This is a genomic window from Gluconobacter thailandicus F149-1 = NBRC 100600 (assembly GCF_000964465.1).
GTDB lineage: Bacteria > Pseudomonadota > Alphaproteobacteria > Acetobacterales > Acetobacteraceae > Gluconobacter > Gluconobacter thailandicus.
Window position 1 is genome coordinate 1 of record NZ_BANH01000124.1, and the last position, 16,358, is coordinate 16,358.

Annotated in this window: 13 protein-coding genes and 1 pseudogene; 10 read left to right on the forward strand and 4 right to left on the reverse strand. The window is 52.6% G+C overall.

All coding sequences use genetic code 11. The features are described from left to right. Positions 1 to 109 precede the first annotated feature (109 nt). On the forward strand, positions 110 to 229 hold the full coding sequence (locus B7444_RS17325; protein WP_231502940.1) for a Fic/DOC family N-terminal domain-containing protein: 120 nt from the start codon (positions 110 to 112) through the stop codon (positions 227 to 229). Here the strand turns inward: B7444_RS17325 and B7444_RS15955 are convergent. Then, positions 218 to 1,197: pseudogene (locus B7444_RS15955) on the reverse strand (DDE-type integrase/transposase/recombinase); the annotation flags it as partial. The gene B7444_RS17325 and the pseudogene B7444_RS15955 sit on opposite strands and share 12 nt — an antisense overlap. Before the next feature lie 270 nt (positions 1,198 to 1,467). After that, positions 1,468 to 2,100 (reverse strand): 2-hydroxychromene-2-carboxylate isomerase, encoded by a 633-nt coding sequence (locus B7444_RS15960; protein ID WP_035730182.1) that lies wholly within the window; start codon positions 2,098 to 2,100, stop codon positions 1,468 to 1,470. Positions 2,101 to 2,302: 202 nt separating this feature from the next. On the opposite strand from B7444_RS15960, the gene B7444_RS15965 reads away from it, so the two are divergent. Genes B7444_RS15965 through B7444_RS16005 form a run of 9 tightly spaced genes read left to right on the forward strand, consistent with a single transcriptional unit; the run spans position 2,303 to position 13,459 of the window. Then, positions 2,303 to 4,690 (forward strand): TonB-dependent receptor, encoded by a 2,388-nt coding sequence (locus B7444_RS15965; RefSeq protein ID WP_007284321.1) that lies wholly within the window; start codon positions 2,303 to 2,305, stop codon positions 4,688 to 4,690. Positions 4,691 to 4,694: 4 nt separating this feature from the next. Next, positions 4,695 to 5,681 carry a LysR family transcriptional regulator gene (locus B7444_RS15970; protein ID WP_007284320.1) on the forward strand — a complete coding sequence of 329 codons (987 nt, stop codon included), beginning with the start codon at positions 4,695 to 4,697 and terminating at the stop codon, positions 5,679 to 5,681. After that, on the forward strand, positions 5,665 to 7,152 hold the full coding sequence (locus tag B7444_RS15975; RefSeq protein WP_007284319.1) for an NAD(P)-binding domain-containing protein: 1,488 nt from the start codon (positions 5,665 to 5,667) through the stop codon (positions 7,150 to 7,152). Before B7444_RS15970 ends, B7444_RS15975 begins: the two co-directional genes overlap by 17 nt. Then, positions 7,149 to 8,153 (forward strand): membrane dipeptidase, encoded by a 1,005-nt coding sequence (locus B7444_RS15980; RefSeq protein ID WP_007284318.1) that lies wholly within the window; start codon positions 7,149 to 7,151, stop codon positions 8,151 to 8,153. Before B7444_RS15975 ends, B7444_RS15980 begins: the two co-directional genes overlap by 4 nt. A gap of 8 nt (positions 8,154 to 8,161) precedes the next feature. Next, a complete protein-coding gene (locus B7444_RS15985) occupies positions 8,162 to 9,223 on the forward strand; it encodes an extracellular solute-binding protein (protein WP_231502939.1) in 1,062 nt (353 codons plus the stop codon). Beyond that, complete coding sequence (locus B7444_RS15990; RefSeq protein WP_007284316.1) at positions 9,216 to 10,322, forward strand: ABC transporter ATP-binding protein; 1,107 nt, start codon at positions 9,216 to 9,218, stop codon at positions 10,320 to 10,322. The genes B7444_RS15985 and B7444_RS15990 overlap by 8 nt, the downstream gene beginning before the upstream one ends. After that, a complete protein-coding gene (locus B7444_RS15995) occupies positions 10,319 to 11,170 on the forward strand; it encodes an ABC transporter permease (RefSeq protein WP_007284315.1) in 852 nt (283 codons plus the stop codon). The genes B7444_RS15990 and B7444_RS15995 overlap by 4 nt, the downstream gene beginning before the upstream one ends. Then, positions 11,167 to 11,964 (forward strand): ABC transporter permease, encoded by a 798-nt coding sequence (locus B7444_RS16000; protein ID WP_231502938.1) that lies wholly within the window; start codon positions 11,167 to 11,169, stop codon positions 11,962 to 11,964. Before B7444_RS15995 ends, B7444_RS16000 begins: the two co-directional genes overlap by 4 nt. Positions 11,965 to 11,983: 19 nt before the next feature. Further along, on the forward strand, positions 11,984 to 13,459 hold the full coding sequence (locus tag B7444_RS16005; protein ID WP_231502937.1) for a carboxylesterase/lipase family protein: 1,476 nt from the start codon (positions 11,984 to 11,986) through the stop codon (positions 13,457 to 13,459). A 177-nt stretch (positions 13,460 to 13,636) separates the two neighbouring features. Here the strand turns inward: B7444_RS16005 and B7444_RS16010 are convergent, their stop codons facing one another. Further along, positions 13,637 to 15,640 carry an FUSC family protein gene (locus B7444_RS16010; RefSeq protein WP_007284312.1) on the reverse strand — a complete coding sequence of 668 codons (2,004 nt, stop codon included), beginning with the start codon at positions 15,638 to 15,640 and terminating at the stop codon, positions 13,637 to 13,639. Beyond that, positions 15,637 to 16,146, reverse strand: coding sequence for a MarR family winged helix-turn-helix transcriptional regulator (locus B7444_RS16015; protein WP_007284311.1), 510 nt, complete (start codon positions 16,144 to 16,146; stop codon positions 15,637 to 15,639). The genes B7444_RS16010 and B7444_RS16015 overlap by 4 nt, the downstream gene beginning before the upstream one ends. Between the last annotated feature and the right edge of the window lie 212 nt (positions 16,147 to 16,358).

The following is a 16,358-nucleotide window of genomic DNA, read 5'->3' on the forward strand; positions in this document are numbered from 1 at the left end:
CCCTGAAATTACGAGCCAAGCGCATCAGCCAACGGTTCTTCGATCCCTCCCCCTGCTGGAACGGCTGAGTCTGGCGGAGCGCACATTGGGACGTCTGGATGGCATCACCATGCTGCTGCCGCGCCAGGAGCTGTTCCTCTATATGTATGTGCGCAAGGAAGCCGTCCTCTCGTCCCAGATTGAGGGAACGCAATCTACCCTGACGGACCTGCTCCGTGTCAGGTTGTGAGACGTCCTTGGCATATTTGAGGATTTGATCGACTTGCTTCATAAAATCGTGACGGAACGGTTTCACATGATCCGCATTGCGAGATCCGGGATGTTTTTTGAGCCATGATGCGATGTGTTCTACGGGAAACAAACCGGCCAGGGCGCGCTGCTTCCGGTGATTGTAAGCGAAGCAGAAGCCTTTGAGCAGGATTTCGAGATCTTCGTGACTGGCGACACAGACCTGCAGCGCTTCTGTCGCAACCCGACCGTTGAAGCGTTCCACCATGCCGTTGGTCTGCGATGAATAGGCCTTCGTCCGGCGCCGGTCGATCGTCATGTCACAACAGGCTTTTTCGAAAGCATCCGCCGTAAAGCACGAGCCGCGATCAGTCAAAATATGCGTGATCCGGAAAGGAAAGGCGGCTTTGACGGCCTTGAGGAAGTCGACGGCGTTCTCGGCGTCATGGATCGACAGATGCACCGATCGGGAGCACCGGTCGATGGCGACATACAGATATCGCTTCCGCCTTTCTCCGTCCGCCGTCTGAAGTTTCGGCAGATGCTTCACATCGACATGGACGTAACCCGGGTCGTAGTCCCGGAAGGTTCCTTTCCCACGAACGGGTCCGGCTTTCGGAGTGAGAGAAAGCCGGTTCAACCCCGCACCTTTCAAAATGCGCCAGACGCTGTCCCGGTTCAGATGCAGCAGGAAATGCCTCACGACGAATGTCAGGTCGTCCAAGCCAAACCCGGTTGAGCGCCGGAGCTGACAGACGACGGATCGTTCTTCCGCACTCGCCTTCCAGGCCAGCTTGCCCGGACGGCTGCTGCGATCCTGGAAGGCGTCCGCTCCACGTCTGCGCCATTTGCGGACCGTTTCATCGCGATCCCATAGCGACGCGCCAGAACGGCCGCCGGCTCGGGCGAACGGGCAATTTCCGCTCTCACCACAGGCGTGGTCCGGGCTTGCGGATGGATCTGAAGCATCATTCGGTCTACCTGCAAACAGAAGTAAACCATGGCCTGTAACGGGATATCGCCCAGTCTATACCAGCCCAATGACGTTCCACAACGTCACAGGTAAGCCACATAAACTGGTGATCGTCGCTATCGCACGGCGTCTCATCACAATCGCCAATGCCGTCCTCAAAACAGACCTGCCGTGGCGTATGAGTTCCGCCGCTCAAACACAGTTGCTGAGAAAGACAGACGTTGTTCGACATTCGGAAAGCAGGCTGGTCCATGATTTAATTATCGTTACGTTCTTATTTCAATGCCCGCACGAATTTTCCGTTGCACAAAATCAAGCCTGTCTTGCCCCCAGAACAGTTCATCTCCTACGACGTAAGTCGGAGTACCAAAGATGCCAAGACGTTCTGCGTCAGACAGGTTTTTTTCCCATACAGCATATACCTCCGGCGTTTGGGAAAAGATTAAGAGCTCCTTGGCGTCACAATGAAGTACGTTTCCCGCAATTTCCTCAAGCGTATTCATATCCGCAATATCCTGATCGTTAGCCCATAATGCTGATTGAATAGCCCAAGATAGAGCGACATCGTCATACCCTTTAATGGCCGCCGCAATAACAAGGCAAGCTGCATATTCGATGGTCTTACAGGGATAATACTTCGGCTTCAGATTAAGCGGAATATCCAGAAATTTACGCCAGCGGGTCAGTTCGACTACATGATAATTTTGCCGGACTGTGGGACGCTCCCGTAGAGGAATGCCACCATTACTCTGGATTATCCTGATTGGCCGAAGAACAAGTGATACGCTTTCCGAGCGAGCAATTTCACGCAGTTTTGGCATTCCAAGATAAGCCCATGGGGACGAAATCCCGTAGAAAACTTGGATCATCCCTACATTTGATGGCTGCTCGTCGGACATTTGTATTTTTTACCTTGATAAAATGAGATTGTGATCGTGGATAAAGATGAGTTTAGATCATTAATCTCGTTGCGTCATGCGATAACATAATATACAACTCAGTGAGTAGCTTATGGATATAAACTTATTAATATAGTGATTAATAAGTTCAGCCAAATGCGAATGGGCCTGTTTCCTCCAACCTTTCTGTCCGGATTCCGCCATGTCCGCATCTCGCGAGTTTCCAGCACTTCTGACCCTCCTTCTGCTGACATTAGGAGGCACTGCTCAGGCTGCAGATGAGCAATCCTCCGATCATGACGGCATGCGTAGACAGCCTATTTCTTCCCGCATACCGAAGAAGGCGACCCCAACGCGCGTACCTGTCCCGGTCAGCAAAGAGGAAGAAATTCACGTCAGAACAGAGATTTTCTCCGGAGGTGTGACCAGTACGACACCCGGTGGAGGCCTGATGCCGGTTCAAACAGTTCCACGCATGCAGAGCGGGATTACACGAGATTATATTGCGAAGCAGTCTCCGACCACGAACACACTTAACCTGCTTCAGATGTCCCCAGGGGCTGTTGTGGCTAATTCTGACCCTCTGGGTCTCGCGGACCATACGAGCATTACCGTTCGTGGCCTGGATCAGACGGAAATTGGCTTGGTGTTTGAGGGAATGCCCGCTGGCGACCCCATTTATGGAATCGCTGATACGTCCGAATGGGCTGATACCGAGAATATCGGTCGTGTCGATCTGGCGCAGGGAAGCAGCGACATTGCCGCTCCTGTTTATAATGCAGGTGGGGGCCAGATTACCGAAACATTGCTGGACCCAAACCATAAGGCTGGAGCACTGCTATCGGTTTCAGGCGGAACGCACGCGACGAACAAGGATTTTTTGCGCCTGGATAGTGGAGAAATCGGCCATTCCGGTGTCCGAGCATTCATGTCTGGTTCGTATACCCGCAACAATAACTGGCGCGGGCCAGGAACGAACCGTCGCTACCATGTCGATTCCAAAGTAGTCAAAGAATGGGGTGCGGATAATCGAGCCTCAGCAGTTTTTACGTGGAATACGATTGACGAATCCCCAACGCGGTATCTGTCTCTTGCACAATGGAAGCAGTACGGAAAATCCTACAATTATTCTGGCGAATATACCCCGGGCAGCACAACCTATTACCGGCTCTATCAATATAAGCGCTCTTCAATGATGATCAGCGCTCCAGGCCACTTTATGCTTGCAAAAGGTCTGACGGCTGACATTGCCCCCTACTATCAGTGGATGAGCGGGTCGGTCCCAAGTGGAACGACCCTGACACCTGGAAGCCTGTATCTTGGCAATCAGTCTGCAGGAACCGTCAGCTTCCCTACCCTCTATAACGGGAAAGCTGTGGCCGCAGCGATTGCAGGCTCCAACAGCTTCAATACGGGCTTCTCAGGTCATTTCACGCTGAAGACAGGCGTAAATACTCTCAAGGTTGGTTACTGGTACAGCAATCTCACCAAAAACTCCCTCTACGATTACTCTCCTGTCAGTGCGGCAGGTGACATTATCAATAATAATATTCGCACTCAAAACGGCTCCATCCTGGCGACCAAGAATTTCCACATGATGCAGCAGGTCAATGGCTTCTTCATTGAGGACGGGTTGTCGCTACTGAATCATCGGCTTGATCTGACCGCTGGATTCAAAGCTGTGCTTCTGGCACGATCCGGAACAAATAACATTCCAGGTGCGACCTATCGTTGGGGAACAAATAGCGCAGTTCCGCTGCCACGTTTCGAGGCCAGCTACAAGATTGACAAAAACAATCAGATTTTCATCGATGCGGTAACAAATTTCCACGCACCAATGTCAGACGTACCGTATTATGACGCTTTCAGTGTCTCGACCGGAAAGATCTCGACGGCTGGAAAAACTGACCTCAAAAACGAATACTCCATTTCCGAAGAAATTGGTTATCGTCATACTGGCCTTATCAATGCTTCCATTGGCTTCTTCAACTACAATTTCACAAATCGGCAGATTTCGACCTCCGTTTATGTTGATGGTGCACTGACGACAAACCTCATCAATGCAGGTGGCCAGACGACGCGCGGAGCGCAGGTCGAGATTGCCCTTCGTCCCTGGCATCACTTGAGCCCCTACGTTTCCGGGCAGTATCTCCATGCGACGATCGACAATAATCTTGCTGTTGGAAACGACCTTCTCTTAACCAAAGGGAAGAGTGCAGTTCTGACACCGAAATTTTCGGCATCTGCAGGCATATCTTATGATGATGGTCAGTTTTTCGGGAATGTATTCTTCAATTACGTTGATTCACAATACTCAACGTTCATGAATGATGAGAGTATCCCCGCTTACAAGACTGCCAACATGACGCTGGGGTACCGCATGAAGACTTATCACTTTATCCGTCGCCCTACGATCCAGCTGAATCTTGTGAACCTCGGTGACAGCAACTACCTGTCCAGCGCCTATACGGTTCGGACGAATGCCAAAACCACAAAAGGTATTTATGGAACGTCCATCGCAGGCACTGCACCCAGCTATTATCTCGGGGGTGGGTTTGCGGCGGTCACATCGATCACCCTTGGATTTTAAAACCATGATTACAGGACGTCAGATCGAAGCCTTTCATGCTGTCTTTTCGATCGGCAGCATGACAGGCGCGGCACGTCATCTCGGGCGCACGCAGTCTGCTGTCAGCCGTCTCATTATGGAACTGGAAAAAGCACTCGGCTTTACTCTTTTCGAGCGGAACGGGACGCGGCTGCATGCTACGCAGGAAGCACGTCTCCTTTACGATGAGGTCAAGCGCTCCTTCATCGGACTGAAGAATATTGAGGAGAAAGCGAGGCAGATCGCTGCGGGCGGAAACCATCGTCGGATTACATGCGGCGCCACATCTGCACTCTCTGGTGGCCTTGTTCCCCGAGCCATTTCCGGTCTGATGCAGCGCAGTTCAGATATTTCAATGTCCTTTAAGGGCATGCCAGCCGATGATGTCGTCCGATCCGTGACGGATGGTAGTGTCGATGTCGGTCTGGCGACCCTGCCAATTGATGATACCAATCTGCACATTCACTGGATTGGAGAAGCATCCTGTGTGGCCGTTCTGCATGAGGATCACCCCCTTGCCCAATCCGACAGCCTTTCTCTTCGTCAACTGCACACCCAGCAGGTTCTGACCGTAGGCAATCCCTTCCGGCTGCGACGCACGATCGACGCAGCTCTTCAGGCATCCGGGAACAGCTCGCTCACCAGAATAGAAACCAATACATCCCTCAATGCTGTCATGAGTGCCCGTGAGGAACTGGGAGTTGCTATTGTAGAGCCTGTAACAGCTTACGGTATTCCCATTGGAGGTACGGTCGTGCGGCCTATTGTGGAACGTATTCCCTGGGCGTGGAGCGTGTTGACCCCGGCGTTTTCGGCAGCTGACAGCGGTATTCTCCGCTTCATCGAACAGATCGAAATCACAGCGCATGCCCTTTTGCCAGACTTCATCCGGCACCCACCCGAAGCGCTCGAAAAACTTCACACACGCCTTTTTCAGACCGAGCCAGGAGCACCAGATGCCAAAAGGAATTGAGGCCACCACAACAAGGACAGCGCTCGATCTTCAGGACCTTGAAACCAGTATTCGCCGCGATCTGGATTATCTGAACCTCCCGGCAAAGCCATGGGTTCTTCCACTCCACGATACGCCTGAACCAATATATGACGTGGTCGTCGTAGGAGCAGGCATGATGGGGCTCGCGGCGACTGCGGCTCTGCGGCTTCGCGGCATCAGTTCAGTCATCTGCCTTGATCGCGCTCCTGAAGGCACAGAAGGCCCATGGGTCACCTACGGCCGCATGGTGACACTCCGCACAGCGAAATCTGCCTGCGGCCCAGCTTTGGGCATTCCCAGCCTGACATTTCGCGCTTGGTTTGAAGCGCAGTTCGGTAACGCTGCCTGGGAGCGATTAAACAAGATCCCACGTGCACAATGGATGGATTACCTCATCTGGTATCGACGCGTTCTGGACCTGCCAGTTCGTAACGGAATGGACGTTACAGATATTGCCCCGCAGAACGATGGGCTCATCAGGGTTACAGTGCGAGGAGAAAGCACGCCGGTTTTGGCCCGACGCATTATACTGGCAACAGGAATAGACGGATTAGGCGCTCCATCCCTTCCTTCTGTTGCCCGTGGGCTCTCCTCCCGGTTCTGCGCTCACTCCGCCGATATGATTGACTTTACAGCGCTTTCTGGAAAGCGTGTCGGGGTCGTAGGAGCAGGCGCCTCCGCAATGGACAACGCTGCGAGCGCTCTGGAGGCTGGTGCTGCTGGTGTTGACCTTTTCGTCCGCCGCGAAGCCCTGCCAAGTGTGGACAAGTTCACCGGCATCAGCAGTGATGGGCTGGTCATGGGATATGTTAGCCTACCGGATGCGGTAAAATGGGAGATGATGCGCCTTGGTCTTGATGCCCCGGTCCCTCCCCCACGCGATAGTACGCGCCGGGTCTTCAGACATAAGAATGCAAGACTGCATGTAAACGCCCCCCTGCTCTCGGTCGAAGAAACAGCATCTGCGTTAACGGTCACAACGCCTCATGGTAAAACGGATCTGGATTTTCTGATTTTTGCGACCGGTTTTTCCTGTGACGTCACATCTCGACCAGAACTTTCCTCTTTTGCTTCAAAGATCAGCCTCTGGGATGATCAGTATACGCCTCCCGCCGGAGAAGAGAGCAAATCCCTCGGTCAATCTCCGTATCTGGCACCGGATTTTTCGTTCGTAGCACGCGAAGGCCGTGACAAAGAGCCGTTATCCCGGATTTATTGCCTCTGCTTTGCCTCTGTGCTGAGCCATGGCAAGCTCACGAGTGGCGCACCCGCCATGGATGAGGCTGTTCAAAGGCTGGTCCATGGGGTCGCCGCGTCTTTCCTGCGCGAAAACAGCCAGGACTGGCTGAATATTTTCCGTGAGTTCGACCGACCAGAACTCCTTGGGAATGAATGGCATCCCGAACAGATCGTCAACGGCACATCCACAAAGGTGAAGAGTAACGCATGACCGAGGATTCCTTTCAGCTGCATCAACGCAGCATCGTGATTGATGGCCTTCAGACCTGCGCTTGGAGCCGCGAAATCTTTGAACAGATGCGTGCCGGCGGCCTGACCGTTGTCAATGCTGCCTCTCTGCTGTGGGAGAACTTCAGTGAGGGCATGGCGTATGTCCGAACCTGGGAACGGCACTTTGCTGAAAGTGCGGATCTGATCATGCCAATCCGCTCCGTCGCGGATATCGAGACCGCCAAACGCACCAATCGCACAGGGATCAGCATCGGCTGGCAGAACACGTCTCCATTGGAAGACCGCCTGGATTATGTACGGCTTTTCAAGTTGCTGGGCGTCAATACCATGCAGTTGACCTACAACACCCAGAATTATTCAGGGGCCGGCTATCTTGAAGAGCGTGACAGTGGCCTGACAGGCTTCGGACGCGAAGTTCTTCATGAAATGAACCGCCATGGCGTGCTATGCGATCTGAGCCACGTAGGCGACCTGACGTCCGCCGAAGTGATTGAGCATTCCCGACGCCCGGTCTGTATTTCACATGTGCTGCCACGCGCGCTTCGGGATGTGAAACGCAACAAGCCAGATCATCTTTTCAAAGCCTGCGCTGAAAAGGGCGGAATCGTGGGTGTCAGCCTGTTCTCTCCCGGATTACGTGCGGGGAATGACGCGACAATCGATGATTATCTGGATGCCATGACGCATGTCCTGAACATCGTTGGTGAAGACCACATTGCGATAGGTACCGATTTCAGTACAGGACACCCCCGCCCTGGCCCTTGGCTGCTCTGGGCGAACCGGGACAAGGGATATGGACGTCAGCTGACAGAATTCGGCCGTACCACGATCCGCAAGCCAGCGGGCTTTGCCAGTATTCCAGAAACACCCAACCTGACAGCCGCCATGATGCGCCGTGGGTGGTCCACAGGGCTAATCGAGAAAATTCTCGGACAGAACTGGCTGCGCCTGTATCGCGACACGTGGACACCAGAGGTCTGACGCGGCTCATGCCAACCACTCCCCCCTCCACAACGCGCCGCAAGGTTCTCGGCGGTCTGGCAACGCTGCCCGCATGGCGACATTCACGGGCGGCGGATAGCAATCTGGAATTGTCGGTAGCCGGCTTTCATGGACCGTTCCAAAAAGCGTTTCAGGCCATTGTGATCAATAGTTTCGAACGCGCCATGCCCGGCGTCCGGGTAACGTACCGCCCCATCATTAACTCTGCACAGCTTCTTGCAGCGCTGCGACTGGAACGGGAAGCACCGCAGATTGATGTCGCCATTGCGGATGTATCGGTCGCTATTCTTGCCAAACAGGAAAGACTGACTTCCATTTTACGGGAAGAAGAGATCCCGAGCCTGCGGGACATTCCAGACTGGGGACGTTTTGATGCCATGAGTGGCGTCGCATTTTCACGAGATAATCTGTCGCTTATTTATGACAGCCGTGTTCTGACGCGCCCTCCGGAAAGCTGGCGTGAACTCGGACGTACCGATTTGACGGACCAGATTGCCATGCCTGTCGAGGATACGCGTGGCGTTGTACTCCTTCCCCTTCTGACGCGCATGGCCGGAGGGGACTACAGGCAGAACATCGAGCCGGGACTGGCCCTCATGCGGCAGTTTGCCCCCTATGTCGCAACCTGGAACGCACAGCCCGACATTTACACCCTGACGCTGGCCCAGACGATAGCCCTGGGTGTCGGATGGAACGGCCGCGGCCAGATGCTTGCGCGGGACAATCCGGATACGCTGCGTGCTGTTGTTCCGTCTGAAGGCAGCGTCGCACAGATCAATACGCTCAACCTGACGGCCCCTCCGCAACGCACCAGACTGGCGCAGGCTTTCATTGAACATGCCCTTTCCCCAGAAGTGCAGACAGCCTTTGCGAATGTCGCGTTTTATGGGCCTGTAAACCGTCAGGTTGTGCTGTCAGCCGAGACATCCGAAGCAATTTTCGGCCGGCCCGAGACAGCACGCCGTGAAATGCATCTCGACTGGGGCTTCGTTAGCCAGCACTACAATAGCTGGATCCGCCGTATTCAACGTGAGGTCATCAGTGGCTGAAACAGACTCAACACCAGCCTATCTCTCCGTCAGCGGCTTTACGAGACAATTTCCAGGCGCAGAAAGGCGTTCCGTCGATGACGTCAGCTTTACGCTGAAACGCGGGCAGATGTTGACCTTGCTGGGCCCTTCCGGATGCGGAAAAACCACCCTGCTCCGCATGATTGCAGGCCTTACCCCGGTCGATTCAGGACAGTTGCACGTTGCGGGGCGTCAGATGACGGAAACCCCTCTTCACGCGCGAAACATGGGAATGGTGTTTCAATCCTATGCCCTGTTTCCTCACCTTTCCGTCGCGCGCAATATCAGCTTTGGCCTAGATGTCCGGGGGGTCAAAGGAGAAGAAAGCCGGCGACGTGTAGCGGAACTGGTCTCTCTCATGCACCTGACCGGGCTGGAGAACAGGCGCATCACCGAACTTTCCGGCGGCCAACGGCAACGAGTGGCACTGGCGCGGGCGCTTGCCATCAAACCTGACATTCTCATGCTGGATGAGCCGCTGGCCAATCTTGATATCCGGTTGCGCGATACGGTACGCACGGAAATTCGTGCGCTTCAGCAACGCCTTAAGATCACAGCCATCTTTGTGACGCATGATCAGGACGAAGCTCTGTCCATTGCGGATCAGGTGGCCGTCATGTCAGAGGGACGCCTACAGCAGTTTGGAACACCGGCAGATCTGTATACTCGTCCCGCAAACCGTTTTGTGGCTTCTTTCGTGGGACGCAGCAACTTCATTGAGGCTGTATGGGTCGATAGCAAGCGTATCCATGTGGAAGGCATCGGCACACTTTTCATTGGCTTTTCTGAAAGCTGGAAAGGTCACAGAACCCTCCTGATACGCCCCCATCGCATCAGATTGGGCAACAGCCTCGAAGCATGCTGCCAGGGTGTGGTCGAAAATATTGTTTATACGGGTGAACGTCGAACTTATCTGGTCCGTGTCGGGTATGTAAGGCTCACCGTTGAACAGCAGGAAGATCAGGGCCAGCCAGCCCAGATGGGAGACATGGTTGGCCTGCACTGGCAGACCACCGATATGTCAGTCCTTCAGGACTCCATCTCCAATGACTCCACGTCAGGCCATCCAAGTTCATGAAGGTGCCTGTCAGAAAACAGCCGTCCTGGTTTCAGGTCCTGCTCATCCTGCCAGGTGTTGCAGCCCTTGTCGTGACATTCCTCTTCCCGCTCCTTTGGCTGGCCAGGACGTCTATCCAGCCTACGACCGGACATACACTGTCCCTCCATGCCTATGCCCGACTTTTCGAGGACAGTTTTTACTGGTGGGTCATTGGACGCACGATTTTCATTGGGTTGCTCTGTGTTGTCATTACCGTACCAATGGCTTTTCCCGTCGCGCTCTTCCTTGCTCGGTCGCAAAGCCGCTGGCGCGGCACTCTGACAGCGCTGGCCATTGCTCCTCTACTCACATCCACAGTTATCCGGACCTACGGCTGGATGGTCATCCTCGGGCGACATGGCCTTATTAACACGACGCTCGTGTGGGCTGGTATTCTGGCTCAGCCCACACGATTGGATAACGGCCCCTTTGCCACGGTTGTCGCGCTGGTGGAGATCCTGCTGCCCTATGGCATTATTTCCATCCTCAGCCACCTGAGCCGTCTGGATACCGAGCTTGAACAGGCGGCCTCCCTCCTCGGGGCACGTCGCCTTCAGGTCTTCTGGCGCGTCTTGTTACCTCTCTCTGTGCCAGGACTGATGACAGCCTCGCTCCTTGTCTTCGTTCTCGCAATCAGCTCACTCGTGACACCTCAGTTGATGGGTGGAGGGCGCGTATTTGTCCTGGCAACAGAAATCTTCAACCAGACGACCATAGCTCTGGACTGGCCATTTGCCGGTGCCCTGTCCATTACCCTCCTGGGCTTTTTCGGAATATTCGTGGCGCTCTATCAGAGAATTCTTCAGCGCGTGGAGAGCCAGTCATGAAACACGGCCGAACCGTCAGGATGGCGTGGCATCTTCTGATTGGCCTGATTTACCTGTTCCTGCTCGCACCGTTGATTATTGTGCTGATCGTGTCGTTCGATACACGTCCCTACCTCAGCTTTCCACCAGCAAGCTTTTCCCTGATTTCATATGCCAGGGTGTTGCATAACCCCCTTTTCCTTCAGGCTGGAAAAACCAGTCTGCTGATCGGCGGATGCTCTGCGGGGCTCTCCCTGATTGTGGGGACGAGCGCTGCTTTTGCTCTAGTGAGAGGTCACTTCCCGGGACGGAAAAGCTTGCAGTGGTTCTTTCTTTCTCCAATGCTGATGCCCCATATCGTGCTGGCAGTCGGGCTTATGATGACCCTGCAACCGCTTGGCCTCCTGGACACCCTAGCAGGATTAATTCTGGCCCATATCAGCATCACACTGCCCTACACAACGCGCATTGTGTCCTCCGGAATTGCACAACTAGACCGCACACTTGAAGAAGCCGCTCGCATTCATGGCGCTTCGCCCTGGCAGAGTTTCTGCCGTGTCATTCTACCTGCGCTCAGGCCACACCTCATCACCGGATTTCTGATCGCATTCCTGTTCTCCTTCGACGAAGCCGTTATCGCCCTTTTCATTGCAGGCCATAGAGCCGTTACGCTGCCGCTCGCCATCTATCAGTATATTCAGTTCCGGACGGACCCACAGGTCGCGTCGCTCTCAGTTCTCGTGGTGCTTCTCAGTCTGGTACCCATCATCATCATTGAACGTCTGATCAATCTTCGTCGGGCCGTCGGCGGGTAAGGCAATGAAGGAACCTCTCATGACGCAGATCAAGATCGAAAGTGGCACGATCGAAGGCTTCACAGAAAACGGAATTCTGACATTCCTGAGCGTTCCCTATGCCGCCCCCATCGTTCCCGGAAAGCGGTTCGCAGCACCCCAGGACGTTACACCCTGGACTGGTGTAAGATCTGCTCACCACCTTGGTGCCGTCTGCCCACAGATCCCAACCTATGGGCCTGTCGGAAAAGGTGCGACATCCACGCTGGATGCCGGTGAGGATTTTCTAACCCTCAATATCCGTAGTCCCGCCAGGGAGGGAAAAGCTCCCGTTCTTGTCTGGCTGCACGGAGGCGGATACGCCGTCGGTTCCGGAAACGAACCACTCCTCCAGACAGGCGCCTTCGCAGCAAGCGGAATTGTTGAAATAACCCTCAATTACAGACTGGGCGCACTGGGATTTTTAAGTCTGGATGGCGCGCCTGAAAACCGCGGGCTACTTGATATCATCAAAGCTTTGGAGTGGGTTCAAAAGCACATCGCTCTCTTTGGAGGAGATCCCCAACGCGTCACGCTGGCCGGGCGATCTGCGGGTGGATTTGCCGTTTCCACTCTTATGGCCATGCCTGCGGCAAAAGGATTATTCTCCCGAACCATGATCCAGTCTGGAGCTACGCCGGCAGTACTACCACACAAGGACGCACGCCTAACGACACAACGCTTTCTGAAACGTCTCGGCCAGCCATCACTTCAAACCCTCGAAGAGATACCCATTCATCAGCTTCTCGCTGCTCAGCAAGAGATCTGCAATGAGTCTTACGAACAGCATGACTTCACTCGAGACGGACGAGTGACGATTGTAGGAATTCCCTTCCAGCCAGTCATTGACGCTGCGTCCTTACCCCTTGATCCAGAAACAGCGGCTGCCCAAGGGCTGGTAACGCAGGTTCCAGTTATGATTGGCACGACATCGGCGGAATATCTGTCCCACTCCAGCGTGCACTCTCATCTCACATTTGCAGATACTGCACGCTTACTGGATCAAAGAGTACAGCCTCTGGGTGTGAGCGGGATCGATATTGTAAACCGCTATCGAAACGCTCTGCCTCATCATGATCCTCTGGGAATATGGCGTGCGGTCGCAGGAGACCTTGTTTTTCAGAACCCAACAACTCGCTATGCCCTTGCACTGAGCAAATTCCAGCCCGTCCATAAATATCTTTTCGGAGGCATAGGCCCTAACGAAACGGGTGCTGCCCATGGCGCCGAACTGGCAAACGTATGGTGGCGGAAAAACTATGACAGAACCATCTTACCGGTGCGATATCAAGATGTAGATCACGAGATTTCGCGTATCATACATAATATTTGGTGCGAATTTATTTCTTCAAAAAAAATTGTACAGAAAAAATTAAATACATACTCAACAAAAAATAAATATATTACTTATTTCAAGGGGAGAGAAGTATTTATGGAAATAGACCCATTTTTCGAAAGGCATTTACTTTGGAAGTGAATAGATTCATTTATGGAATTCTCCAAGATGAATAGACGATTTTTGATTTGAGTGCGGCAATCTGATTCAGGCTCTGTGAGGAAACTGAAGACGAGCGACATGTACTGAATGAGGGATGAACAGATGAAGGGTCTGTGGCCATCATATTTTGGCTATAGAGGCGTGCTCCTAAACATTTTACTTATTTCCAATATGTTTTAAAATGAACTGGATCTGGTCAATATTGCTGACAAGACCACCGTTCCCAAGACTTTCATAAGAAACCATCTGAGACCTTAGAACTGTATCGTACAGAAACATCTGGACGATCTTTTCTTCAAAAGGGTTTCCGGCTTTCTGCCGTAATTCCAGAATGAGTTTTCCTAGAGAGACCAGAGAAAAAGCCTGATCCAGAAGAGATCGCGCTGTCGTCTTCTGATCCAGAAACGAAAGCTTTATCGCCAACCTAGAAAGCTTCTGAATCTGATCACCCTGCCATTGTTCTGGATTAGGTAAATGCCGGGTTGATGCCCTTGTCAAAGCATTAACACTTTTTCTCAAAGCCTTCATGATCATCATTGCATCAGAAGCATGATTTGGCGGCAGTAACACCCGGAAGACCAAAACCAACAGAACAGCCCCACAGATAACAGCCATCCATGTATTGGTCAAAGCTATATCGTCATAGATCATTTCATTGGTTACAAGAGACTGAACCGCAAAAAATACCGCATACCCGAAGGCGCCAATACTGTATTTAGGGTGAAACTGAAGCCAAATTCCTGGAAGTAGAAAAAGGCAAAGACTGACCCAAAGCAGCCCATACCCGTCAATTTGCGGTAAGATATAGACATGATACAGCCATGTTGCCGGAATACTAAAAACTGTCCCTATAGCCATTGCCGTGCTGCCTTTAGAGGCTGAGGGGACTGTGGAGAGCAGGCTCGAGGCCGCAATCACGTACATCATCATCATTGGCCCTGTCGGCCAGGCTGTCACGTACCAGATAAAACAAGCCAGGAGCGTTATGAGTGTACCTCTTGCACCATTTCGAATAGCCGTAGGCCATTCCAGATACGGGGAAACACGCACGATCGCACGGCTCTTTTTTTCGGAAAGGTCTTCCACAATTCGACGAAGAGATCGAAAAAGTCCCTGAATATTTTCCACCGTGGCACGGCTTTCAGGCGTTAAACCTTCGTCTTTCTCAAATACGGTTAGAGACTTCATGCCAGCTTCAAGCACGTACAAAATTTTCTCTGGATTTTCTATCCAATTTTGATCGCGGGCGGCATCAAGAATTTCATCCAAAATCTGTGTTGTGTACGAATGCAGCCCCCGAAATTGAGCATGAGGTCGGTGAAGATTTTTCCAGTGAGGGTGATAACTCGCAACCACACCTGCCATCCGATTCACGGCCATTTTATAACTTGATAAATGATCCTTGATATCAGGATTATCCGAAGCCGCGTATTCCAGAAGAGGGGTCAGCACAGTGAGTTTCTTGAGAACGGCCTGTCGACTATCATATAATTCTTCAGGCAGTGCTCTGAAAGCAGCCCCCTCTATCATGTCCACAGAAGCCTGATTGCCATGAAATGAATGGGCATGCTGCAAAACAGCAAGAAACGCGTCATTTAATGCCTGATAAACGGACGTACTGCGCCGCGGGCATGTGACCATGAACACAACCGCAGTACTGACGACACCCACAACGACATCAGAAAGACGCATCATGGCGGACATGAACACCGTTTCAGGATGAGAAAACGCTGCGAAAGCCACAATGATAATCGTGTAACCAGTGAGAACAGCAGCATAGGCACGATACAATCTCAACAGGCTGGCAGTCATGCAAGCCAGCCCCACAAGAAGCGCCAACGCTATAAAATACAGCCAGGCGGACTGAACAAAACAGCCCATAATGCCAACGCTCAGCCCCGCCCCAACCACCGTCCCGAGTACACGCCATACACTCTTGGAAATAAGCGCCCCGACCAAGGGGTGTGCAACAATGACGACTGTTGTAACGGTACTCATTGGAGAGTCCAACTGCACGACAAAGGCTACCAGCAGAGCAAGCCCAACTGACAGGCAGACACGGAGCGTGAAAGCACTTGTTTTTAGAAATTCTGCCCATCGCGCATCTGAAAACCAGAGTAGTTTACGACACTGGAGATTATTCAAAACCGTCGCGCTCACGCAGATAGACCATGATCGATCGATAAGAGCGCTTCCATCATATCAAGATCCTGTGTCAGTGTGAGTTTCTGGCTGAGCGCAAGCCCTGAGGTTAACTCCGCTTCCAGCTCTGCAGCCAACTGGTGAAACAGTTTGCACTGCTTTTTGCCCTCTGCTGTCAAAAGAACCATCTTCAAGCGACGGTCCTGAGTGTCCGTCTGACGTACAACCAAACCCTCTCCTTCGAGAACATCCAGAAGTCGGACCAGAGCTGATCGATCGACGCCAATTAAAGCAGCCAAATCGCTTTGCGTCAGCGGCGTCTTGGAAATCATCAGATATGCCATGGGACGCATGGTTGCGAGCGTCAGGCCGTTGGGGCGTAAAACCCGATCTAAACGTGTCCGCCATAGGGTGGCTAAGCGCATAACGTGAAACGTCAGGGAAATATCGTGATATCGCGTCTGATCAAGGCAGGCAGCGGTAAAAGATTTTGACATTTCCGAATCCATATCATCTGTTGACATATCATCATATTATATGACAAACGGGGTCATGGAAACATATTTCCACTCTCTTTAGACGAGTTTGGAGAATTTTTTAATCTTGTCAGTCCGGGCTTTCTTCCGTGACTGACGTGTGATGAGTGAGACGTGAACCATAAAGCGCTCAATATTCGATCGACATTGAGAGGCGCCTGATGCTTACGGAAGTTAATCTTTTCGGCGTCTTTGTGGCA